The 20,011-nt window shown below is 69.9% G+C and carries 32 protein-coding genes; 31 read left to right on the top strand and 1 reads right to left on the bottom strand.

What is annotated here, in order from left to right; genetic code table 11:
• Window position 1 precedes the first annotated feature (1 nt).
• From XM48_RS16535 to XM48_RS16460, 14 genes are all read left to right on the top strand, one after another.
• Window positions 2–394 carry a hypothetical protein gene (locus XM48_RS16535; protein WP_046456917.1) on the top strand — a complete coding sequence of 131 codons (393 nt, stop codon included), beginning with the start codon at window positions 2–4 and terminating at the stop codon, window positions 392–394.
• Window positions 391–579, top strand: coding sequence for a hypothetical protein (locus XM48_RS16530; RefSeq protein ID WP_046456916.1), 189 nt, complete (start codon window positions 391–393; stop codon window positions 577–579). Before XM48_RS16535 ends, XM48_RS16530 begins: the two co-directional genes overlap by 4 nt.
• Entirely contained in the window at window positions 576–998 is a 423-nt protein-coding gene (locus tag XM48_RS16525; protein WP_046456915.1) for a hypothetical protein, read from the top strand. The genes XM48_RS16530 and XM48_RS16525 overlap by 4 nt, the downstream gene beginning before the upstream one ends.
• The gene (locus tag XM48_RS17215) at window positions 995–1,828 is read left to right on the top strand and encodes a hypothetical protein (protein WP_052961593.1); all 834 of its coding nucleotides are present in this window, start codon (window positions 995–997) and stop codon (window positions 1,826–1,828) included. The genes XM48_RS16525 and XM48_RS17215 overlap by 4 nt, the downstream gene beginning before the upstream one ends.
• Window positions 1,825–2,184 (top strand): hypothetical protein, encoded by a 360-nt coding sequence (locus tag XM48_RS17210; RefSeq protein WP_052961592.1) that lies wholly within the window; start codon window positions 1,825–1,827, stop codon window positions 2,182–2,184. Before XM48_RS17215 ends, XM48_RS17210 begins: the two co-directional genes overlap by 4 nt.
• A complete protein-coding gene (locus XM48_RS16505; protein WP_046456914.1) occupies window positions 2,181–2,462 on the top strand; it encodes a hypothetical protein in 282 nt (93 codons plus the stop codon). The genes XM48_RS17210 and XM48_RS16505 overlap by 4 nt, the downstream gene beginning before the upstream one ends.
• The gene (locus XM48_RS16500; protein WP_046456913.1) at window positions 2,459–3,829 is read left to right on the top strand and encodes a DnaB-like helicase C-terminal domain-containing protein; all 1,371 of its coding nucleotides are present in this window, start codon (window positions 2,459–2,461) and stop codon (window positions 3,827–3,829) included. The genes XM48_RS16505 and XM48_RS16500 overlap by 4 nt, the downstream gene beginning before the upstream one ends.
• Before the next feature lie 15 nt (window positions 3,830–3,844).
• The gene (locus XM48_RS16495; protein WP_046456912.1) at window positions 3,845–4,090 is read left to right on the top strand and encodes a hypothetical protein; all 246 of its coding nucleotides are present in this window, start codon (window positions 3,845–3,847) and stop codon (window positions 4,088–4,090) included.
• Between the two features lie 292 nt (window positions 4,091–4,382).
• Window positions 4,383–5,858, top strand: coding sequence for a DNA methyltransferase (locus tag XM48_RS18575; RefSeq protein ID WP_156175104.1), 1,476 nt, complete (start codon window positions 4,383–4,385; stop codon window positions 5,856–5,858).
• Window positions 5,855–7,573 carry a DNA cytosine methyltransferase gene (locus tag XM48_RS16480; protein WP_046456910.1) on the top strand — a complete coding sequence of 573 codons (1,719 nt, stop codon included), beginning with the start codon at window positions 5,855–5,857 and terminating at the stop codon, window positions 7,571–7,573. Before XM48_RS18575 ends, XM48_RS16480 begins: the two co-directional genes overlap by 4 nt.
• Complete coding sequence (locus XM48_RS16475) at window positions 7,570–7,851, top strand: hypothetical protein (RefSeq protein WP_046456909.1); 282 nt, start codon at window positions 7,570–7,572, stop codon at window positions 7,849–7,851. The genes XM48_RS16480 and XM48_RS16475 overlap by 4 nt, the downstream gene beginning before the upstream one ends.
• A complete protein-coding gene (locus XM48_RS16470; protein ID WP_046456908.1) occupies window positions 7,848–8,084 on the top strand; it encodes a hypothetical protein in 237 nt (78 codons plus the stop codon). Before XM48_RS16475 ends, XM48_RS16470 begins: the two co-directional genes overlap by 4 nt.
• Before the next feature lie 15 nt (window positions 8,085–8,099).
• Complete coding sequence (locus XM48_RS16465) at window positions 8,100–8,345, top strand: hypothetical protein (protein WP_046456907.1); 246 nt, start codon at window positions 8,100–8,102, stop codon at window positions 8,343–8,345.
• On the top strand, window positions 8,342–8,593 hold the full coding sequence (locus XM48_RS16460; protein WP_046456906.1) for a hypothetical protein: 252 nt from the start codon (window positions 8,342–8,344) through the stop codon (window positions 8,591–8,593). Before XM48_RS16465 ends, XM48_RS16460 begins: the two co-directional genes overlap by 4 nt.
• A 7-nt stretch (window positions 8,594–8,600) precedes the next feature.
• On the opposite strand, the gene XM48_RS18050 is transcribed toward XM48_RS16460, so the two are convergent.
• Complete coding sequence (locus tag XM48_RS18050) at window positions 8,601–8,771, bottom strand: hypothetical protein (protein ID WP_156175031.1); 171 nt, start codon at window positions 8,769–8,771, stop codon at window positions 8,601–8,603.
• Between the two features lie 44 nt (window positions 8,772–8,815).
• On the opposite strand from XM48_RS18050, the gene XM48_RS16455 reads away from it, so the two are divergent.
• From XM48_RS16455 to XM48_RS16375, 17 genes are all read left to right on the top strand, one after another.
• On the top strand, window positions 8,816–9,433 hold the full coding sequence (locus tag XM48_RS16455) for a hypothetical protein (RefSeq protein ID WP_156175103.1): 618 nt from the start codon (window positions 8,816–8,818) through the stop codon (window positions 9,431–9,433).
• On the top strand, window positions 9,430–9,699 hold the full coding sequence (locus tag XM48_RS16450; RefSeq protein ID WP_231580925.1) for a hypothetical protein: 270 nt from the start codon (window positions 9,430–9,432) through the stop codon (window positions 9,697–9,699). Before XM48_RS16455 ends, XM48_RS16450 begins: the two co-directional genes overlap by 4 nt.
• A gap of 109 nt (window positions 9,700–9,808) precedes the next feature.
• Complete coding sequence (locus tag XM48_RS16445; RefSeq protein WP_046456983.1) at window positions 9,809–10,525, top strand: potassium channel family protein; 717 nt, start codon at window positions 9,809–9,811, stop codon at window positions 10,523–10,525.
• A gap of 14 nt (window positions 10,526–10,539) precedes the next feature.
• Complete coding sequence (locus XM48_RS16440; RefSeq protein ID WP_052961591.1) at window positions 10,540–10,848, top strand: hypothetical protein; 309 nt, start codon at window positions 10,540–10,542, stop codon at window positions 10,846–10,848.
• A 2-nt stretch (window positions 10,849–10,850) separates the two neighbouring features.
• Window positions 10,851–11,036 (top strand): hypothetical protein, encoded by a 186-nt coding sequence (locus XM48_RS16435; protein WP_046456903.1) that lies wholly within the window; start codon window positions 10,851–10,853, stop codon window positions 11,034–11,036.
• A complete protein-coding gene (locus tag XM48_RS16430; RefSeq protein WP_046456902.1) occupies window positions 11,036–11,401 on the top strand; it encodes a hypothetical protein in 366 nt (121 codons plus the stop codon). Before XM48_RS16435 ends, XM48_RS16430 begins: the two co-directional genes overlap by 1 nt.
• Window positions 11,402–11,520: 119 nt before the next feature.
• Entirely contained in the window at window positions 11,521–11,982 is a 462-nt protein-coding gene (locus XM48_RS16425; protein WP_046456901.1) for a hypothetical protein, read from the top strand.
• Entirely contained in the window at window positions 11,906–13,645 is a 1,740-nt protein-coding gene (locus tag XM48_RS16420; RefSeq protein WP_197074239.1) for a hypothetical protein, read from the top strand. Before XM48_RS16425 ends, XM48_RS16420 begins: the two co-directional genes overlap by 77 nt.
• Before the next feature lie 15 nt (window positions 13,646–13,660).
• Entirely contained in the window at window positions 13,661–13,870 is a 210-nt protein-coding gene (locus XM48_RS16415) for a hypothetical protein (RefSeq protein ID WP_046456900.1), read from the top strand.
• Window positions 13,871–13,881: 11 nt separating this feature from the next.
• Window positions 13,882–15,792 (top strand): phage portal protein, encoded by a 1,911-nt coding sequence (locus XM48_RS16410; protein ID WP_046456899.1) that lies wholly within the window; start codon window positions 13,882–13,884, stop codon window positions 15,790–15,792.
• Window positions 15,793–15,802: 10 nt separating this feature from the next.
• Complete coding sequence (locus XM48_RS16405; RefSeq protein ID WP_046456898.1) at window positions 15,803–16,585, top strand: HK97 family phage prohead protease; 783 nt, start codon at window positions 15,803–15,805, stop codon at window positions 16,583–16,585.
• A 17-nt stretch (window positions 16,586–16,602) separates the two neighbouring features.
• A complete protein-coding gene (locus XM48_RS16400; protein WP_046456897.1) occupies window positions 16,603–17,931 on the top strand; it encodes a phage major capsid protein in 1,329 nt (442 codons plus the stop codon).
• Window positions 17,932–18,050: 119 nt separating this feature from the next.
• Window positions 18,051–18,401 (top strand): hypothetical protein, encoded by a 351-nt coding sequence (locus tag XM48_RS17200; RefSeq protein WP_052961589.1) that lies wholly within the window; start codon window positions 18,051–18,053, stop codon window positions 18,399–18,401.
• Window positions 18,402–18,415: 14 nt separating this feature from the next.
• On the top strand, window positions 18,416–18,958 hold the full coding sequence (locus tag XM48_RS17195) for a hypothetical protein (protein WP_052961588.1): 543 nt from the start codon (window positions 18,416–18,418) through the stop codon (window positions 18,956–18,958).
• Window positions 18,955–19,296, top strand: coding sequence for a hypothetical protein (locus tag XM48_RS16385; RefSeq protein ID WP_046456895.1), 342 nt, complete (start codon window positions 18,955–18,957; stop codon window positions 19,294–19,296). Before XM48_RS17195 ends, XM48_RS16385 begins: the two co-directional genes overlap by 4 nt.
• The gene (locus XM48_RS16380; protein WP_046456894.1) at window positions 19,296–19,559 is read left to right on the top strand and encodes a hypothetical protein; all 264 of its coding nucleotides are present in this window, start codon (window positions 19,296–19,298) and stop codon (window positions 19,557–19,559) included. Before XM48_RS16385 ends, XM48_RS16380 begins: the two co-directional genes overlap by 1 nt.
• 2 nt (window positions 19,560–19,561) lie before the next feature.
• Window positions 19,562–19,981, top strand: coding sequence for a hypothetical protein (locus tag XM48_RS16375; protein WP_046456893.1), 420 nt, complete (start codon window positions 19,562–19,564; stop codon window positions 19,979–19,981).
• Window positions 19,982–20,011: the final 30 nt, after the last annotated feature.

Here is a 20,011-nt window from a genome sequence, read left to right as displayed (position 1 = left end):
CATGGAGCAACCCCAGACGACGAAGTACGACGCCCAGCGGGGATACCGAGAGGACGAGCTCGCCACCGTGATGCGGGCTCACCAGAGCGGCATCACCGCTGAGGAGTTGGTCGCCGGTGCCGAGCGCGTGCGCACGTTCATGGAGCAGAAGGGCCGCCCGGACTGGGCCGACGTCGCGCAGTTCGCCGACATCACCGCCGAGCGGGACCGGGCCCGCGCCACCGCCGTCCGACTCGAGCAGGAGGTCGCCGCGCACGACGGGGCGCAGGAACTCGCGATGAAGGGCGCACTCCTCCAGGTCCTCCACGAGGCCACGAACTTCGGGAAGCAGGACCTCGCCGCCGTCCGCACCGCGGTCGGTGACGCCGCCAAGAAGTTCGGGATCACGCTGTGAGCCGCCCGAAGAAGCTCGGCGTCCGCGATGTCGTGCGCGTCGACGCCGACCCGAAGCCTTGGCGCATCGACGCACACGACCCGAAGACCGGCACCTTCACCCTCGAGGCGCTGCACTCCACAACGCGCGTCGTCTGGGACGGGGTGCACGAGAGCCGCTGCACACGCTCGGCGGTGTTCGGATGAGGGTCCAGGCCGCGACCTGGGCCGACACGAAGGACCGCGACAACGACCAGTGCGCGCGCTGCTCCACCCGCTACTCGCTGACGCACCAGCACCGCCGCGCGGTCGGCATGGGCGGCTCGCCGACGCCACCGTCGATCGTCGACTCGCTGACCCTCTGCTTCGACTGCAACGGCCGCTGCGAGCGCGACCTGCAAACGATCGCCCTCGCCTACGGGTGGAAGGTACGCCGCTGGGTCGGAGACCCCGGCCGCGTGCCCGTCTTCTACCCCCACCTGCACGGCTGGGCACGCCTCACGAAGGGCGGCGAGGCGCTCCGGATCCACGCGACCGAAGCGGCGCAGATGATGCGCGAGGTCTACGGCCCCGAGTGGGACCAATGGTGCGCCGAGGCCGGCGTGCGAACACCAGAGAGGAAATGAACGAGATGTGGTTCAAGGTCGACGACAGCCTGGCGACGCACCCCAAGGTGCTCGAGGTGGGCAATGCCGCGATGGGCCTGTGGGTGCGCGCCGGTGCATGGTGCGCGCAGCAGCTCACCGACGGCTTCGTCTCGGCCGCTGCCGCCGCGATGCTCGGCACACCGGCTGAGGCGGAGGCGCTCGCCGCCGCCGGCCTGTGGGCGCGGGTGGAGGGCGGGTTCGAGTTCCACCAGTGGGAGGAGAGGCAGCCGTCACGCGCCGATGCCGAGCAGCGGCGCGAGGCAGACCGGGTGAGGAAGGAGCGGTGGCGTGCAGCCAAGGCGGCGAAGCGCGAAACGTCACAGCGTGACGACAACGTGACAGGCGCGGGACAGCATGCGGGACCAACGCGTCTCGAAGACGTCACCGAGACGCCCGCGTCCGCTCTTCCCGTACCCGTACCCGTACCCGTACCTACTAGTAAGTCATCGTCGGAGAACGATGACGCGTCCCGTGCCGACGTCGAACACCTCCTCGACCTCCTCGACGAGGAGCTCACGAAGAACGGCGTGAAGAAGCTCCCCGCCCGGAACAAGAAGAACCGCGACGCGATCCGGCTGATGCTCGACCGCGACGAGATCCCCGCAGACCAGATCGCGGGCGCGATCCGCTGGTGCCAGGCCGACGAGTTCTGGCGGGGCAACATCCTGTCCGCTTCGAAGCTCCGCGAGAAGTACGAAACGCTCCGGCAGCAGGCCGCGCGGGGCCGTCGCGCGCCGGCGGTCCACCAGAACATCGACCTCGCGCTCCGCTACGCCGAGGAGGAACAGCAGAAGGAGATCGAGGGGTGAAGAAGTCAGAGGTCGCGGGCCTGCTCGCGGCAGCCTCCGCATACGACCACCGTCGGGTCGCCGAGGCACACGTCGAGGCGTGGCATGGGCTGCTCGCCGACGTCGCCAAGGACGACGCCTTCGAGGCGATGAGGCGGCACTTCGCGTCGTCGGACCGCTACCTCATGCCGGTGCACATCATCGAGGGCGCGGCGGCGATCCGGCAGGAGCGTGCATGGACGCCGCCGGAGCTCACCGCTGCCGAGCGCACGATCTGCGCGGCCGCGGGGATCCCGGCTGAGGAGTTCGTCGAACGCCGCGACGACGCCGACTGGGTCGCGCACCTGAAGTCGAAGTGGCTGGGGATCGAACCGTGAGCGCCACGGTGACCCCGGACTTCGACGAGCGGGTGCTCGAGCAGCTCGACTTCGCGCCCCGCTGCGAAGTGCTCATCGAACGGAGCCGCTGTGAGAACTCGGCGGCGTTCATCCTGCGCTGCCGGACCTGCGGTGGAGGTGGCGGCCTGATCTGCGAGACGTGCCTCGCGGAAGCCCGGGCGGGCGAAGCAGCCGGGGCCGCGAGACGGCTACGCTGCCGCGCCTGCGGGGCGAGCTTCATCGGACTGGACGAAGGAATCGAGGTGATCCCGCTGTGACCGAATACGAGGACGATGACCCCTGGGGGTCGAGGCCGGCCGCGCCGGTCGGCGGCGAGCGCGTCGCGCCGCACGAGCCCGTCGCTGAGCAGTCCGTGCTCGGCGCCGCGATGCTCTCGAAGCGCGCACTCGCGGAAGTCACCGGCGTGCTGAACGGCGTCGACTTCTACGAGCCGAAGCACGAGACGATCTTCGACGCGATCCTCGAACTCGCCGGGGCCGGGCGAGCGGTGGACGCGATCACCGTCGGCGACCAGCTCACGAGCACCGGACGAATCTCGGAGGTGCCTGACGGGGCGGTCTACCTGCACACGCTGACGTCGATCGTGCCGTCGGCCGCGAACGCCCTCTACTACGCGGAGATCGTGCGCGACCGGGCCGCGCAGCGACGCATGATCGAGTTCGGAGAGAAGGTCGCGACCGCCGGTTACAAGGCGGAGGGCGACCCCGCCGAGCAGATCGAGATCCTCCGCACCGAGATGGAGGGACTGCTCGGGGAGCAAGGAACGAGCATCGCACCGATCTCGCACCGGTGGGAGGCGTTCACCGCGGCCCTCGATGAGGCCCCCGAGTATGTGCCGACGCCGTGGACCGAGATCAACGACATGATCGGCGGGTTCTCGCCCGGTGGGCTCTACATCGTTGGCGCACGACCGGGCGGCGGTAAGTCGAACGCCGGCCTCCAGATCGCTGCGGCGCTCGCCGCATCCGGGCCGGTCGCGTACTCGGCGCTCGAGATGAGCACGGACCAGATGCTCGAACGTCTGGTCGCTCAGGTTGGACAGATCCCGCTCTCGTCGTTGAAGCGGCACGACCTCTCCGCTGGGGAGGCTGCGCAGCTCGGGCTCGCTCATCGACGGATCGACGGGCTGCCGTTGTTCATCGACGAGCGGTCCGGCGTGACCGTGCAGCAGGTGAAGGCATACGCGCGCTCGGTCGCCCGGAAGGGACCGATCGCGGGCGTGGTCGTCGACTACTTGCAGTTGATCTCGTCGCACGACTCGCGCATGAAGGTGCACGAGATGGTGGGCGAGATCGCCCGCCAGTTGAAGGTGCTCGCCGGCGAGCTGCGCTGCCCGGTGATCGCGCTCGCGCAGCTCAACCGCGACTCCGTGCAGGTGAAGGGTCCGAAGGCGCAGCAGACGCAACGGCCGCCCACGCTCGCCGACCTCGCGAAGTCGGACGACATCGGCATGCACGCCGACGTCGTGCTGATGCTGCAACGAAAGCTCGAGTCCGACGGGGAACCCGGTGACGTGCTCGAGATGTACGTCGTGAAGAACCGCCATGGGCGGTCTGGACGCAGGTCGCTGCGGTGGGAGGGCAAGTTCGCCCGCATCACATCGCAGCCGATCGGCATGTTCTGAGGAAGGAACAGAGGAATGGCTATTCAGGAACAGCTCACCGTCGATGTCGCGGCGGTGGCCGTCGACGACGACTACCGCGTGGAGCTCACCCAACTCCGGAAGGTCTGGTCGTACTCACCTGAGCAGGCTCGCGATCTCGCGAACGAGCTCGTCAACGCCGCGGACAACGCCGAGGCCCAGCTCAACGCGCAGGTGGCCGAGATGGGTGCGCGGATGACTGCGGCGACGATCCGCACCGACCTCGGCGAGGTGGTCTTTTGAGCCGCCGGCAGGTGCGCTGCATCCAGGGCAGGTGCACCGAGATCGCGCGCGCCCGAGGCATGTGCTGGTCGCACTACTCGAAAGCACGCAGGGAGGGCACCCTCCCACCCATCACCCCGAAGGCGGCGCCGGTCCAGGCGCCGCCTTCCCCGTCTCTCGGGGAGACCAGGCACCGGCCGAAGCAGCCGTGCGGCCGCTGCGGCATCGACATGCCGGAAGGCGAACGCATCCTGCAGCTCTGCCGCGACTGCCTTTCCGTCATCCCCAGATCGGAGCGACTCGCATGGGCATCATGACCCCCGCATTCGAGCATGGCCCCGTGACCGTGTACCGCGGCGACTGCCGCGAGGTCATGGCCGGACTGCCGGACAACTCGGTCGACGCGATCGTCACGGATCCGCCCTACGAGCTCGGTTTCATGGGCAAGGGCTGGGACTCGTCGGGGATCGCGTACGACCCGGAGGTGTGGGCGCAGGCGTTCCGCGTGTTGAAGCCGGGCGGGCACGCGCTCGTGTTCGGCGGCACCCGCACCTGGCATCGCGTCGCGGTCGCGATCGAGGACGCCGGGTTCGAGATCCGAGACAACATCGCATGGCTGTACGGGCAGGGCTTTCCGAAGTCGCTCGACGTCGCGAAGGCGATCGACAAGATGCGGGTGGAGGACGTCGAGCCGACGCGCGTAATCTGCCGGGCGATCCGTGTGGCGATGGATGCCGACGGTCTGCGATCGCGGGATCTCGTGCAGTACTTCGACGGCTGCCACCCTCGCCTGATCGACCATTGGGCGGCGCGCGACACGGACTCGCAGCCGTCGCTGCCTACGACTGAGCAGTGGGCGACGCTGCAGCGCGTCATCCCGTCGCTGGGGGCCGGGCTCGACGCCGAGGTGCAGCGCCTGAACACACGCAAGGGCACCGCGGGCGATGCTTGGGCTGAGCGCGAGGTGACCGGCACCGTCGAGGCGTGGGAGAACCGCACGAACTTCGCGATGACGACCCGCGACGGGATCGCCCGCGATGCCGCCCGCGAGGGGACCGCCGCCGCGGAGTGGGAGGGCTGGGGCACCGCGTTCAAGCCTGCGCACGAGCCCGTGATCGTGGCTCGGAAGCCGCTCGAGCGCGGCCTGTCGGTCGCGCAGAACGTCTTAAAGTGGGGCACGGGGGCGTTGAACATCGACGCCGGCCGGATCGGCTCGGAAAGCACGATCCGTGCCCGTACGGGTCAGGACTTCGGGATCCTGAATGACGACGGCTGGACCCCGACTGCTGGAAAGAATGGCAGCGAGTCGGGCCGTTTCCCGGCGAACGTGATTCTGGACGAGTCGCAGGCGGCCGAGCTTGACCGGCAGACGGGCACCCTCACCTCGGGGAAGCTCGCCGCGCACCATGCCCGCGCGCCGAAGGACGCCGGGATCCTTGGCTCGTACGGCAGCGCGGAGGGCGAACGCGGCTTCGGCGACTCGGGCGGTGGGTCGCGGTTCTTCTACGTCGCGAAGGCCGGCCGCGACGAGCGCCCCGTGGTCGACGGCCACCAGCACACGACCGTGAAGCCACTGGCGTTGATCCGCTACCTGCTCCCGATCGTCTCGCGACCGGGCGGCCGAGTGCTCGACATGTTCGCGGGCTCGGGAACGACGGGCGAGGCGTGCGTGATCGAGGGCTTCGAGTGCGTGTTGATCGAGCTCGATGAGGACGGCACGCACATTCCTCTGATCGAGAAGCGGCTCGGGAAGCCGCACCAGCAGACCCTGTTTGGAGCATTCGAATGAGCATCCAGTTCCTCGACTTCTTCGCCGGATTCGGCGGCGCATCCTCCGGCCTCGTCGAAGCCGGCTTCGAACTCGTCACCGCCTACAACCACTGGGACAAGGCGATCGCTGTGCACTCCGCGAACCACCGCGACGCTGACCACGTGCAGGGCGACCTCTCCGGCTACGACATGCGCCGCCTCCCGTGGGCGCCGATGCTCTGGGCCTCGCCCGAGTGCACCTGGCACTCGCCCGCCGGCGGCCGGAAACGCGCGAAGGCGACCGGCCCGACGCTGTTCGGCGACGACCCGCTGCCCGCCGACGCCGGCGTGCGCTCCCGGGCGACGATGTTCGACCCGATCCGCGCCACCGAGGCGCGCAGCTTCGACGTCATCGTGATCGAGAACGTCGTCGAGGTCGCCTCCTGGCCGCTATTCGAGTCGTGGCTTCGCATGTGGGAGGCGCTCGACTACCGATGGAAGGTCGTCAACGTCAACGCCGCGCACGTGTACGGGCCGACGAACCCGGCCGCGGGGCAGTGGCGAGATCGCATCTACATCGTGCTCACGAAGAAGGGCATGCGGGAGCCGCGCCTCGAGCCGTCTCCGCCGGCGTTCTGCGCGCAGTGCGACGCGATCGTGTCGACGCGGCAGCACTGGAAGAAGGCGGCGCCCGCCGGCGCCCCGCGGTTCGGGAAGTACGGCACCCAGTACGTCTACGTCTGCGACGCCGGCCGACACGCGCTGCAGGTCGTCGAGCCGTTCGTGCTCCCCGCCGCGGCCGTCATCGACTGGTCGGATCTCGGGATCCGGATCGCGGACCGCGGAAAGCACGGGCTCAAGCCGCTCGCCGCGGCGACGATGCGGCGGATCGAGATGGGCCTGCGCATGTTCGCCCGCCCGCCGATCGTGGCCGGCGCCGGGCAGACCTGGGACGCCGCGAACCCGCGGCATCCGCGCTTCGGCGAGCTTGACGGCTACTACCGGGCGTGGGACTCGGCTGCGCCGCTGAACGCGCGCCAGGCTGGCGGATCCGGTGACGGCTTCGCGATCCCGCCGCACATGATCGCGGTGAACCACGACGGCGACGGCCGTGCGCGGATGCTCGACAGCGGGCCGCTCCCGACGCGCAGCACGAAGATCGGAGACGGGCTCGTGTTCCCGCCGTACGTCACCCACCACTACGGCGATGGCGGCGGGCGCAGCGGCGACCGTCGAGTGAGCTCGGTCGAGAATGCGCTCGGGTCGATGACGACGACCATCTCGCAGGGCATCGCCGTCCCGCCGTTCCTCGCCGAGTTCTACGGCACGGGGACCGCGGCGCCCATCGGCGCGCCGGTCGGCGCGATGTCGACCGCTCCGCACCACGGGCTCGCGGTCCCGCCCGAGGCGTTCATCTCGAAGCACCACGGCGGTCTCGACTATGCCCGCATCGAGCACATGAACAAGAGCACGGGGGAGCCGTTGCCGGCGATGGTGACCTCACCGAACGTGTCGCTCGTCGTCCCGGAGCGGAAGCGCCCGGCCGAGGTCTACGACGGCGAGCTGCCGTTCGACATCGACGAGGTGCGGTTCCGGATGCTCGGCCCGACTGAGCACCTGCGCGCGCAGCGATTCGCGGAGGGCTACGACACGTCGGCCGCGAACAAGAGCGAGACGACGAAGGGCGCCGGCAACGCGGTCGCGGTGAACGTCGCGCACTGGATCGGCGACGAGATATCGGCGGTGCTCGCATGACCGCCGAGGAGATCCGCCGCGCTGTCCAGAGCCTGCGCAACGTCGGCGGCGTCTACGAATACGTCGCCGCCTGCGTTGAGCACGACAACCGGCCGCGGCTCTCGGTCGCTGTTGAGGCCGCCTCGGGCGCGCGGCTCCTGCCGGACACGGACCCGAGCGAGACGAGGCGCCAGTGGACGTCGTGGATCGCCTACCAGGCTGCGGACCCGGACCAGCGGGCGAAGTTCCCGATCTTCGCCAGTGTCGCTGCCGAGATCCGGATCGAGGCCGCCCCGTGACGGCCCGCCGAGCGTCCGCTGTCCGGCTGCTGCTTGTCGTGCTCGTGCTCGCCTGCCTCGTGCTCGCGTACGTCGCGGGCGCGCTGCTGTCTCCGCGCACCGTCGACCGGGTCGAGATCGTCCCGGCGTCCGGCCCCGCGATCCCGGCCGTCACGACGACCCCGTACTGCGGCGGCTGGGAGATCCAGCCGCCGCCCCAACCCCTGTACGTCGGCGCGACCGTCGACGCCTGAACGAAGGAGAACCCCATGACCACCGATCCCTCCCGCCGAGCCGGGCGTCGCGCCGTGAAGCGCGCGCTCGCCGCCGCCGCGATCGCCGCCTCGCTCGTGCTGACCGGGTGCGGCTTCGAAGACCCCGGCACGGAACTGCCCGCGTCCGGGCTGAAGCAGCGCACGGCCACCCTCGAGGACGGCCGGAAAGTCGTCTGCCTGACCTGGAAACGCGCGAACGCGGGTGGAATGTCGTGCGACTGGGCTGGAGCGAAGCGATGACCGCGCGGAAGGTGATCACCGCCCCCGAGCAGGAGGCCGACCTCCCGTACGGCACTGTCGTGCTGCTCGCCGACGGCTACGCGGCGCAGCTGTCCCACTGGTCACCGGGCCGGCGCTGGCATCGCGTCGACTCCACGTACATGACCGCGTTCAACGAGACCGTACTGCCCGCCCTGGTGCTCTACGAGCCCGACGACTCCGCGAACGCAGCCGAGCGTCAGCGAGAGTGGCAGGGAGAAACTCGATGAGCTTCGGTCAGACGCGGGTGCGTTCCCGGATCTCGTCCGAGTGCTTCCGCAGCGCGGAAAGGACCGCGCCCCGGATGATGGCCCACAGGATCCAGAGCCAGATGATCGTGAAGAAAAGCCAGACGGCGATCGTGAGGACCCAGGCGAGGGTCGTGTCCGGCATGAGGGGATTGTTCATGGCGCCAGGATATCGGCCCGAAAGACCGCGATATGGAGGTTCCGATGCAGGCTGAGCAGTCCCGCACGGAGTGGCTCGAGTGGCACCTCGCGCAAGTCCCGTTCCAGGTCCTCCACATGCGCGAGCTCGCCGAGCACACCGTGCGCGCGCAGGACACGTCCGCGGTCGTCGTCGACGGATCCGGGGAGAAGGCCCGGCTCCCGTTCAACGCCTCCGCCGCGGACGACGCCGACCTCCTCTACGCCACCCTCGTGCTCTTCGCTCAGGAGGTGCAGGAACGCACCGGAAACCCCGCCCCACGCCCCGTACGCGCACGACAATGGCGCGGACGGGACGAAGTGCAGGGGCTCCCGTCCTGTCGCCCTGACGAGGCGTTCGCGCTCTCCACCGAGATCGTGCGCTACCTCACCGCATCCGCCCACCAGATCGCGCGCGACGGCGGACTGCACGACGCCCCCGAGCAGCTCGTCGACACCATCCGCAAGATGCGAGGACGCTACCCGCGCGCCGAGCCCGAGTTCAAGGCGTACCGGCCCCGGCCCTGCACCACCTGCGGCGAGCGCACCGTGCTCCCGCTATGGGGCGCCGACGGCCTTGCCGGCGCCCGCTGCGACACCTGCGGGCAGACATGGCAGCCACCCGACCGCGCCGAGGCAACGTGACCCCACTCACGTACCGCGAGGCAGCCTCCCGCGTCCGCCGCTCGATCCGCACGATCAAGCGGTGGAGGCGGGAGGGCATGCCGATGACCTTCGACCAGCAGGGGCGCCGCATCGTCGAGGAGCGCGTCCTACTCGCCGAGCTCCGGCGCCGGCTCCACGCCGACCCCGTCCACCAGCAGCGGATCCGCGCCATGACTGGCGACACGCCGCAAGACACCCTGCTTGACCAGCTCTCGGTGTCACCCCCTACATTGAGAGTCGAGTAAGTGGGCCAGGCAGCGAAAGCACCTGGCCCTTTCTCATTCCTTCCGAAGTCGAGCGCGGGGCCCCACGTTGCGCGCAGGCCCCGCGCTCGACTGCACTATCGTGAACGCCATGTACGGCGCACGTCTCGAGCGATGGAGCAAGGTCACCGAGTGGCCGCTCACCATCGCCGCCCTCGCGTTCTTCGTCGCGTACGCCGTGCAGATCATCGTCAGCCCGGACGGGCCGCTCGGCAGCGCCGCCGAGGCCGTCATCTGGGTGACGTGGGCCGTGTTCCTCATCGACTACCTCGCACGCCTCGCACTCGCCGAGCACCGGTGGCGCTGGTTCTACCGGCACCTGCTCGACCTCGCGATCGTCGCGCTCCCCATGTTGCGCCCGCTGCGCCTCATGCGGTTCCTCACCGTCATAGCGCTCGTGCAGCGCGGCGCCGGAAGCATCCTCCGCGGCCGCGTCATCATCTACACGATCGGTGCCGCCGCCCTCACAATCCTGATCGCCGCCCTCGCGGTCCTCGACGCCGAGCACGGCGAGGGCAACATCGACACCTTCGGCGACGCCCTCTGGTGGGCGTTCGTCACGATGACGACCGTCGGCTACGGCGACTTCTACCCCGTCACCCTCACCGGCCGCATCGTCGCCGCCGGCCTCATGGTCGGCGGCATCGCCCTGATCGGCGCCGTCACCGCGACCCTCGCATCCTGGATCGTCGAGAAGGTATCCGACGAAGCATCGAAGAGCGCGGCCGCGACCGCCGACCAAGTCGAACAGCTCCGCTCCGAGCTCGCCGAGGTGAAGGCCCTCCTCGAGGAGCAGCGCAAGCCATAGCAGGAGGAGGTCGCATGTCCTCCGACCTCATCCACTCCGGCGCCTATCAGTCGATGCGCACGGCCCTCAAGGCGGCGTGGCGTCGCGTCAACGCGCCCTGCTGGTTCTGCGGGCAAGCCACGATCGACTGGGACGGCGAGAAGAACGAGCCCGACAGCTTCGAGCTGCAGCACATCATCAGCCGCAAAGACGCGAAGCGGATGGGCCGCCCCGACCTCATCATCGACCCCACCAACGCTGCTCCCGCGCACTGCCGTTGCAACCGCAGCGCAGGCGCGCGCGCACCACGCCCCGGCATCGGGGAAACCACAGAGGAGTTCTGACCATGAGCCGACGCATCACCCCCAAAGACGGCCCACTCGCGGGCAAGACGTACCTCGTCCCCGAAGGCATCGACCACATCGACGCCGAAGGCGGACGCTACCGCCTCGCCAAGACCACCGCGAAGTGGATCCCCACGAAGGCTGCGAGCACCGACGTCGCGAAGACCGACGAGCCCAAGGCCGACTGATGAACGAGACGCCTCACCTCGCGAAGAGCTACAAGATCAGCGGACGTTACCTCGCGATCGACGGCGTGGCCTTCCCGTTCCTCATCCACGAGGACGGACCCCGCATCGAGCCAGCCTTCGACGGCATGCTCACCACGCTCTGGGTCCCGATCATCATCGACAAGCCGTGCCCGAACCTCGGCGCACCCGAGGGTGCCACTCCGATACAGATCGAAGAGATCGAGGCACCGAACGGCGAGCGCTGGTCGATCGAGCACCATGACCACAAGCCCGTGCAGCATCGCGACGGGCTGCCTCCGTGGTGCAACGCATGCGGGTTCACTACCGACTGGACGCACCACACCCAGCTTCGCCGCCAGGGGTAGGGGCGTCTCAATCTCTGGCACCTGAGATCACGATCAAGTTCGCCGGCAGTGATTTCCCCTATCGGGGGTGAGTTCGTCCGCGGATGCCGTGTCCGCGTCCGCAGGATCGGGGGTGCATCGTGGCGATGACACCCGAGGAGCGACGCGCGAAAGACGCTGAACGGAAGCGGATCGCACGCGCGAAGGCCACCGAGCAGCGCGAGCTCGCGAAGACCGAGCAGCGGACGGGCAACGCGTCCGCCGCGCCGACCACGATGCGCGACGCGGTCGACGAGTCGCTGCGCGCGATGAAGTGGCTCGTGCCATCCGATCTCGCATCGCAGGTCCAGGCCCGCGAGCTCGCGCGCACTATCGACGAGCTCACCCACGCGGGCGAGGACGCGAAGGCGCTCAGCGCGCACCGGGCGCTGTCCCGCGTGCTGTCCGACCTCGGCGGCACCCCTCAAGTTCGACTGCAGCGCGAGCTGCGCTCGCTCCGGCGAGCACCGGATCCGGAGGGGGACGATGAGCGCGCCGACTCGACCCGCCCGCCGGCGGGGATCCTCTCAGAGTTCAAGCGCCCGGCGAAGCGGGGCACGTAGGCGGAAGCTGTACGGCTGCCAGACGCCGCGCATCTTCACGCCGCCGCTGCGCGAGCTCACGCCCGAGACGTCGCTCGGCTTCGATGTCGTCGAGTTCTGGGACTGGATGCGGAATCGTCTCGAGGAGCTCGACGCGAATCGCGCGCCCGACGACGACATGGACTACCTCGGCCTGCTGCCGCGCTCGCTCGAGTGGCAGCGGTGGCTGCTGATCCACGCCCTCGAGCTCCTCGACGAGCCCGGCGCGATCTTCCGCTTCCGCACGGTGCTGCTGCTCGTCGCCCGGCAGAACGGCAAGTCGACGCTCCTCACCGTGCTGATCCTGTGGCGCATGTTCCAGGACGGCGCGAAGATGACGCTCGAAACGCACGCCTCGATCGACCACGCGCTCGCCGCATGGCAGGAGGCCGTCGCGGTCGCCGAAGCGATCCCTGAGCTCGCCGACGAGATCGCGAAAAAGCACGAGGGCAAGGGCTCCGTGCTGCTGCAGCTCGACGCTCAGGAGACGTTCAAGATCGCGACGGCGAACCGCCGTGGCGGCCGCGGCTACCGCGGCGACCTCGTCATCTTCGACGAGCTACGCGAACACCACGACTGGCGCGCATGGTCGGCGACGTCGAAGACCACGCTCGCCCGCCGACGCGCGCAGGTGTGGGGCGTCTCGAACGCGGGCGGCCTCGAGTCGGTCGTGCTGCGCCACCTCCGTGCTGGCGCGATCGCGAGCATCGAGGGGAAGCATCCCGAGGACATTCCGCCCGAGCTGCTCGATCAGCTCGACCTCGACTCGACCGGCTTGTTCGAGTGGTCGGCCGGCACGGTCGACGGCACGGAAGATGGGCAGCTCGTCGGCCGCTGGGACCGCGAGGGGTGGGCGCGCGCCAATCCGTCGCTCGGGTACACCGAGCTCGACGAGCGTGCGATCGCCGCTGCGGCGAAGGACGACCCCGAGATCGAGTTCCGCACCGAGGTGCTCTGCCAGTTCGTCAACACGGCGAAGGCCGGCCCGTTCCCGAACGGCTCATGGACGGCGCTGCTCGACAGCAAGGCCGACCGTGAGGCGCGCGGCGTCACCCGCGACCGGGCGCGCACCGCCTGCTACGGCGTCGACATGTCGCACGACCGCACGATGGTGTACGTCGCGCTCGCGTTCTGGGACACCGAGGGCCGGATCCGCGGCGAGATCGTCGCGCACCGCGCGGGCCCCGACTGGGTGATCCCGTGGCTCAAGTCCCCGCAGCGCAAGGTGAAGCCCGAGCACGTCGCGTTCCAGCGACGCGGCGCCCCGATCTCCTCCCTCTGGAAGGACTTCGAGGACGCCGGTCTCGTCGTCCACCCGTGGGGCGAGTCCGAGCTTGCCGGCTGGCACGGCAAGACGTTCGACCTCGTGAAGCGCGGCGCCGCCGACGAGGCTCCCGCGGGTGAGACGCCCGAGGAGTTCCGTGCGCGCGTCGGCTTCTCGCACGGCGTGCAGCCGCTGCTCGACTCCGCGGCGACCACCGCGCAGATCAAGGCCGTGGGCGACGGCTGGGTGATCGACCGGAAGGCGTCACCGGTCGACGCCGCGCCGCTGCTCGCGATGATCGCGGCCGTCGGCCTGCTGCTCACCAACCCTCAGCCGACCACAGAGTCGGCATACGAAACGCACGACCTGATGGTCGTCTAACGAAGGAGGCCGCCCGTGGGCGCGTACCGCCGTCTCGTCGTCCACCGCCAGGTGCTCGTGAACCTCGTCAACGGCCAGGCCGTGCAGGGCGTTCTCGTGCGCCAGCGCGGCCCGCTGCTCTTCGTCGCGAACGCGACCCTGCTCGAACCCGACACCGAACCGACGCCGCTCGACGGCGAGATCGTCATCGAGCGCGACCGCGTCGCGTTCGTTCAGGCGCTCTGAGAGGAGGCATCGTGGCATTCGCTGTCTCTGGCGGTTCGCTCCGCAGCACCGCGAAGGCGCCCAAGCCGGGCGGCTACAGCCTGCAGCTCGCCCCTGATCTCGCGTTCACGTACGCGCAGATTTGGCGGAAGCAGCCCGAGGTGCGCACCGTCGTCGACTTCCTCGCACGCAACATTTCGCAGTTGTCCCTGCACACGTTCCGCCGCCTCGGCGAGACGGACCGGGAGCGGCTGCGCGACCACCCGCTCGCGCAGCTCCTCGCGAACCCGAACCCGGAGACGACGCCCTACCGCCTCATGCGGTCGCTCGTCTCTGACCGTGGCATCTTCGACTGCGCGTACTGGGCGAAGCTCGGCGACGGCGGCCTGCAGCGGCTCCGCCCGCAGATGGTGAAGCCCGTCGGCGAGGACTGGATGACGATCTCGCACTTCGAGGTGAAGGGCGACCGCGGCAAGATCGAGATCCCGCGCGAGCAGGTCGTCTACTTCCGCGGCTACAACCCGGAGGACGACCTCACCGGGGTGTCTCCGATCGAGTCCATCCGGCAGATCCTGTCCGAGTCCTACCAGGCGAGCCGCATGCGCGAGCAGGTGCTGCGCAACGGGGCCCGGATCTCGGGCTACCTCGAACGCCCCGCCGCCGCTCCGGCATGGTCGGCGCCCGCGCGCGATCGGTTCAGCCAGGGGTGGCGCTCGCAGTACGCCGGGCACACCGCGCTCGAGGCTGGCGGCACGCCGATCCTGGAGGACGGGATGACGTTCAAGGCGGCCGCGCAGAACGCGGTCGACCTGCAGTACGTCGAGGCCCGCATGCTCACCCGCGAGGAGGTCGCGGCGGCGTTCCATATCCCGCCGCCGATGGTCGGCATCCTCGACAAGGCCACGTTCTCGAACATCCAAGAGCAGCACAAGATGCTGTACCAGGACACTCTCGGGCCCTGGCTGCAGGAGATCCAGCAGGACATTGCGCTGCAGCTCATCCCCGACTTCGACGACACCGAGAACGTGTACGTCGAGTTCAACCTGCAGGAGAAGCTGCGCGGCAGCTTCGACGAGCAGGCCGCGCAACTGCAGTCCTCTGTCGGCGCGCCGTACCTCACCCGCAACGAGGCGCGCGCCCGTGCGAACCTCCCGCGGGTCGAGGGCGGCGACGAGCTCGTCGTGCCGCTGAACGTGCTCGTCGGCGGCCAGGCGTCGCCGACGGACTCGGGCACGCAGAACCTCCGCGCCGCACCCCGGCACGGGGTGAAGAGCGCTCGGCGGTCGGTGAAGTCGAGCGACGTCGAGACGACGCCGCATGTCCGCGCGGCTGCGCAGGTGCTCGCGAAGTTCTTCGCCCGGCAGCGCGACGTAGTCATGAGTCGGCTCGGCGCGAAGGCCGCGGCCGAATGGTGGGACGAGGACCGCTGGAACGACGAGCTCACCGTCGACCTGTTCAAGCTCGCCGCCACGACGGCGACCGAGCTCGGCCGCGAGCAGGCGAAGGCGCTCGGCTTCGAGCCTGGCGACTACGACGAGGACCGCACGCTCGCGTTCCTGCAGTCCGTCGCGAAGTCCCGAGCCGAGGCGATCAACTCGGCGACGCTCGCGCAGCTCGAGGAGACGCTCGGCAGCGACGAGCCGGATCCCGGTCACGTCTTCGACCAGGCGATCGAGAACCGCACCGACACGGGCTCGACCGCGCTCGTCACCGCGCTGGCTGGCTTCGCGGTCATGGAGGCCGGGAAGCAGCTCGTCGGCTCCCGAGCTGAGAAGACCTGGCTCGTCACGTCCGGGAATCCCCGCCCGGAGCACGCCCTCATGGACGGCGAGACCGTCCCCATCGAAGACAACTTCTCGAACGGCGCCAAGTGGCCCGGCGACCCGGTGCTTGGCGCCGACGGGGTCGCCGGCTGCTCGTGCGAGGTCGAGGTCACCTACTAGGAGGCACCCGATGAAGACCAAGACCGCGATCCTCGCGACCACCCGGCTCAAGGCCGGGCCAGAGGACGGACTCGAGGAAGGCCAGTTCGTCGTCTACCCGAGCACGTTCACCCGCACGCCCGACGCCTACGGAGACGTCGTCGCGCCCGGGGCGTTCGCCGAGGGGATCCAGGCGCGGAAGGATCAGGGCGCGGTGCTGCCCGGCCTCTTCGGGCACCGCATGGACGACCCCGACTTCTACGTCGCGTATGCGATCGACGAAGGCGAGGACGAGCACGGCTGGTGGGTCAAGGGGCAGTTCGAGCTCGACGACCCCAAGGCCGCGAAGGTGTACCGCCTCGTGAAGGGGCGTCGCCTGCGCGAGCTCTCGTTCGCGTACGACGTGCTCGACGAGGGCGCGGTGCAGCTCGACGACGGCCAGAAGGCCAACGAGCTGCGCAAGCTCGACGTCCACGAGTTCAGCTTCGTGCCGATCGGCGCGAACCGAGACACGTCGGTCGTGGCGGTGAAGTCGATCACCGACCACCTCATGACCGACCTCAAGGCCGGCCGAGCGATCTCGGCCAAGAACGAGGACGAGCTGCGCACCGCGCACGAGGCCATCGGCCGCGTGCTCGCGGCGCTCGACTCCGACTCGAACGACGACAGCAGCAAGGCCCGCGGAAGCGAACCGGCCAAGGACGAGGAGCCCGACGCGGCCAAGTCCGAGGAGCCCACGCGCGCACCGTCCGCCCGAGCGCTGGCGCATCAGATCGAGCTCGCGTCCAGCGAGCTCGAGTTCACCACCCTCTGACCCAAAGGAGACACCCCATGAGCGAGCAGCTCAAGGACCAGATGCGCGCGGCTCTCAAGTCGGCGCGCGACATTGCGGCGAAGGCTGAGGCCGAGAACCGCGACATGACCGAGGACGAGGTCACCGACGCGGCGACCCACCTCAAGGCGTACGAGGCGGCGAAGGCCAGCTTCGCGAAGGCGCAGGAGGGCGCGGACCTCAAGGCCGCGCTCAAGTCGATCGGCGACGAGCTCGGGCTCGAGAAGAACGAGGACCGCCCCGGCGCGTCCGACTTCATCGTCCCCGGCAAGAAGTCGCTCGGCGCGCTGTTCGTCGAGTCGGCCGCCTACCTCGGCCTGATGAAGGAGCACAACGGCCGCGCTCCCGGCGACCGCGCCCGCGTCCAGTCCCAGCCCCTCGGCGTGAAGTCGCTCCACGGCACCCGCCGTAAGGGCCTCGTCACCGGAGCATCGGACACCTCGGCCGGCGCGTTCGTCAACACGGACATCACCGGCATCTTCGAGGCGCTCGGCCGTCCGAAGCTGACGATCCGCGACCTGATCTCGGTTCGCCAGACCGAGTCGGACACCGTCGAGTTCGTGCGCCAGACCACGCAGCCCACCTCGGCCGCGCCGGTCCCGGAGGCGACGAGCGCCGCGGGCCCGACCGCACCCGCCGACGGCGGCGCGCTGACGCCCGTCGCGGGCGGCGGTTACAAGCCCGAGGGCAGCATCGCCTTCGAGAAGGTCACCGCGACCGTGAAGACGATCGCCGAGTGGATCCCCGCGACGAAGCGCGGCATCGCCGATGCCTCGCAGCTCCGCGGCCTCATCGACGACGAGCTCATGGCGGACCTCGCCCGTGTCGAAGAGGACGAGATCCTCAACGGCACCGGCGCCGGCGAGCACCTGACCGGCATCCTCGAGACGCCGAGCATCCAGGCGCAGGCGTGGTCGGCGACCGTCGCCGAACTCGACCCGCTGCTCGAGACCACGCTCAAGGCGCGCACCAAGGTGCTCACCGTCGGGCGGGCGAACCCGACCGGCTACGTCCTGAACCCGCTCGACTGGGAGCGGATCCAGCTCGCGCGCCTCGCGAAGAACCCGCAGAACGAGGCCCTGACCGCGGGTGTCCCGACGCTGCACGGCCTCCCGGTCGTCGAGTCGGAGTCGATCGCGGTCGGCACCGGCCTGATCGGCGACTTCGCGAAGGCGGTCCTCTGGGACCGCGAGGAGGCGACGATCAGCGTCACCGATTCCCACGCGGACTTCTTCATCCGCAACCTCGTCGCCGTGCTCGCCGAGGAGCGAGTCGCGTTCGGCGTCACCCGTCCGAAGGCGTTCGTCGAGATCGACCTGACCGCCTAGGCCGAGAGGGGATCACCGTGGCGAGCTGCCGAGTATGCGGTGCCGGGCACGCAGCATGCGGGCCGCGAACCACGGTGGTCCCCGTCGACCACCGAGTCACGACAGAGAAAGGGCGCACCATGCCGCTCAAGCGATACAAGGTGACGGAGCGCGTCGGACGCAGCGACGTCGAAACGATCATGAAGCTCACCGAGGAGGAGGCCGCGCGCCTCGGCGTCGAGGAGTACGTCAAGGACGCTCCGAAGCGGCGCACGACCGCACGCTCTGGCGCGAAGCCGTCGGGCGCGAAGGGCGCGAAGCCGGCAGCCAACAAGGCGCGCAAGCCCGCAGCCAACAAGGCGCGCAAGCCCGCAGCCAACAAGGCCGCTCCCGCGGGCGACAAGCCCGCCGATCCGGCGCCCCCGGCGACGGAAACCCAGAAGCCGGCCGGCGGCGTCGAAGACGCTTCCGACCCCGACGCGAGCGAGTAAGGGAGGCGGCGGCGATGGCTGACACCACCGACATGTTCGCGACCCCGGCCGACATGGCCGACCGGTCGGGCGGCACCATCGCCGCCGAGCACCCCTTCCTCGAACGCGAACTCCGTGCCGCGACGCGCTCGATCCGCAACCACTGCGGATGGCACATCGCGGGGAAGCACATCATCAAGCACCGGCGGCGCGGCCGCTTCTCGGCCGAGGTGTGGCTGCCCGCGATGCGCATCGAGTCGATCGAGAGCGGCACCATCGACGGCGCGGCGATCAACCCGGCGCTCGTCGACTTCGACGAGGACACCGGGTGGACGCCGCTCGTCGGCCGCGCGGTCGACGTGACGTTCGTCGCAGGCTTCGACCCGATCCCCGAGGATCTCGTGACGCTCACGCTCGAGCTCGCCGCGGGCGCCCTCGGATCCCCGCTCGGCATCAGCCGCGAGCAGGCCGGCGGCGTCTCGGTGACGTTCACTCGCACCTCGGGCGCGCTGCTCATCGGCCCCGGCGGGCCGGACGAAGCGCGCCTCGCGCCCTACCGGCTCGGGGTGCTCCCGTGATCGCCGGGCTCACCTCGCGGCACACGCTCGTGCGCGAGCGCCCCGCGATGGTCGACGACGGCCGAGGCGGCCAGGAGGCCGACTTCTCGGCCGCTGTCGGCGTCGAGCTCAAGGGCTGGGCGCTCGACGCCGGAGCGACGACGCGCGACGCGCAGAACCGCGATGCGGCGTCGATCGTGTGGACCGCGCGCGGCCCGTTCTCCGCCGACGTCGAGCGGCACGACCGCATCGTCGTGTTCGGCGAGCAGTTTCAGATCGACGGGGACGTCGTGCGGCAGCCGGGCCCGAGCGCCCTCACGTCGCACACGATCCTCCTCCTCAAGAAATGGGTGGGCTGATGGCTACTGGCATTCGCATCAAGATCAACCCGGCCGGCCTCCGCGCCGTGCTGCAGTCGCCCGAGGCGCAGGCACTCCTCAAGGAGCATGCCGAGGCGATCGCGGAAGAGGCCGGCGACGGCTTCGAGGCGCGCGTGCAGGTCGCCGAGGGCTCGTCGAAGCTCGGCCGCGCGATGGGGTACGTCACGACGGCGACCCCGCAGGCGCGGAAGCGGCAGGCCGAGGACGCCGTGCTGCAGCGCGCAGTGAACGCTGGGCGGTGACCATGCCCGAGCTGCTCATCCCCGCCGACCCCGAGGTCGCGGCGATCGTCGAACTCAACGCGGCGTTCCCCGAGACGCGGTTCGCAGGCGTCGCGGTCGGCACGAAGCTGCCCACCGCCGACCCGAAGCCGCCGCAGTTCGTCCGCGTGACGACGGCGGGCGGCGGCGAGCGCGACCTCGTCACCGACCGGCCGATGCTCGTGCTCGACGGCTTCGCTGTGCGGGAGCAGGATGCCCGCGACCTCACCGCGTTGGCGCTCGGCATCCTGCAGCGCGCCGGCCGCGCGGGCGAGCTCGGCGGCGTCCCCTGCTATGGGGTCGCCGTCGGCGGGCTCCCCGCGAACCTCCCGCACTCCGCGGTGCCGACCCACTTCCGGTTCACCGCGACAGCCTCCGCCGATCTCCGCAGAACGACGGTCTAGGTTCCCCACCCACCCATGACGCCCGGCAAC

The sequence above is a fragment of the Leucobacter sp. Ag1 genome (assembly GCF_000980875.1).
Lineage (GTDB): Bacteria > Actinomycetota > Actinomycetes > Actinomycetales > Microbacteriaceae > Leucobacter > Leucobacter iarius.
The sequence above is the reverse complement of the archived record's forward strand: the minus strand, read 5'-3'. Positions and strand labels throughout refer to the sequence as shown.

Coding starts and splice junctions, on each gene's coding strand:
- XM48_RS16535 (WP_046456917.1), top strand. CDS start 2: ATGGAGCAACCCCAGACGACGAAGTACGACGCCCAGCGGGGATACCGA.
- XM48_RS16525 (WP_046456915.1), top strand. CDS start 576: ATGAGGGTCCAGGCCGCGACCTGGGCCGACACGAAGGACCGCGACAAC.
- XM48_RS17215 (WP_052961593.1), top strand. CDS start 995: ATGAACGAGATGTGGTTCAAGGTCGACGACAGCCTGGCGACGCACCCC.
- XM48_RS16495 (WP_046456912.1), top strand. CDS start 3,845: ATGGCTATTCAGGAACAGCTCACCGTCGATGTCGCGGCGGTGGCCGTC.
- XM48_RS18575 (WP_156175104.1), top strand. CDS start 4,383: ATGACCCCCGCATTCGAGCATGGCCCCGTGACCGTGTACCGCGGCGAC.
- XM48_RS16480 (WP_046456910.1), top strand. CDS start 5,855: ATGAGCATCCAGTTCCTCGACTTCTTCGCCGGATTCGGCGGCGCATCC.
- XM48_RS16475 (WP_046456909.1), top strand. CDS start 7,570: ATGACCGCCGAGGAGATCCGCCGCGCTGTCCAGAGCCTGCGCAACGTC.
- XM48_RS16465 (WP_046456907.1), top strand. CDS start 8,100: ATGACCACCGATCCCTCCCGCCGAGCCGGGCGTCGCGCCGTGAAGCGC.
- XM48_RS16460 (WP_046456906.1), top strand. CDS start 8,342: ATGACCGCGCGGAAGGTGATCACCGCCCCCGAGCAGGAGGCCGACCTC.
- XM48_RS18050 (WP_156175031.1), bottom strand. CDS start 8,771: ATGAACAATCCCCTCATGCCGGACACGACCCTCGCCTGGGTCCTCACG.
- XM48_RS16455 (WP_156175103.1), top strand. CDS start 8,816: ATGCAGGCTGAGCAGTCCCGCACGGAGTGGCTCGAGTGGCACCTCGCG.
- XM48_RS16445 (WP_046456983.1), top strand. CDS start 9,809: ATGTACGGCGCACGTCTCGAGCGATGGAGCAAGGTCACCGAGTGGCCG.
- XM48_RS16440 (WP_052961591.1), top strand. CDS start 10,540: ATGTCCTCCGACCTCATCCACTCCGGCGCCTATCAGTCGATGCGCACG.
- XM48_RS16435 (WP_046456903.1), top strand. CDS start 10,851: ATGAGCCGACGCATCACCCCCAAAGACGGCCCACTCGCGGGCAAGACG.
- XM48_RS16430 (WP_046456902.1), top strand. CDS start 11,036: ATGAACGAGACGCCTCACCTCGCGAAGAGCTACAAGATCAGCGGACGT.
- XM48_RS16420 (WP_197074239.1), top strand. CDS start 11,906: ATGAGCGCGCCGACTCGACCCGCCCGCCGGCGGGGATCCTCTCAGAGT.
- XM48_RS16405 (WP_046456898.1), top strand. CDS start 15,803: ATGAAGACCAAGACCGCGATCCTCGCGACCACCCGGCTCAAGGCCGGG.
- XM48_RS16400 (WP_046456897.1), top strand. CDS start 16,603: ATGAGCGAGCAGCTCAAGGACCAGATGCGCGCGGCTCTCAAGTCGGCG.
- XM48_RS17200 (WP_052961589.1), top strand. CDS start 18,051: ATGCCGCTCAAGCGATACAAGGTGACGGAGCGCGTCGGACGCAGCGAC.
- XM48_RS17195 (WP_052961588.1), top strand. CDS start 18,416: ATGGCTGACACCACCGACATGTTCGCGACCCCGGCCGACATGGCCGAC.
- XM48_RS16380 (WP_046456894.1), top strand. CDS start 19,296: ATGGCTACTGGCATTCGCATCAAGATCAACCCGGCCGGCCTCCGCGCC.
- XM48_RS16375 (WP_046456893.1), top strand. CDS start 19,562: ATGCCCGAGCTGCTCATCCCCGCCGACCCCGAGGTCGCGGCGATCGTC.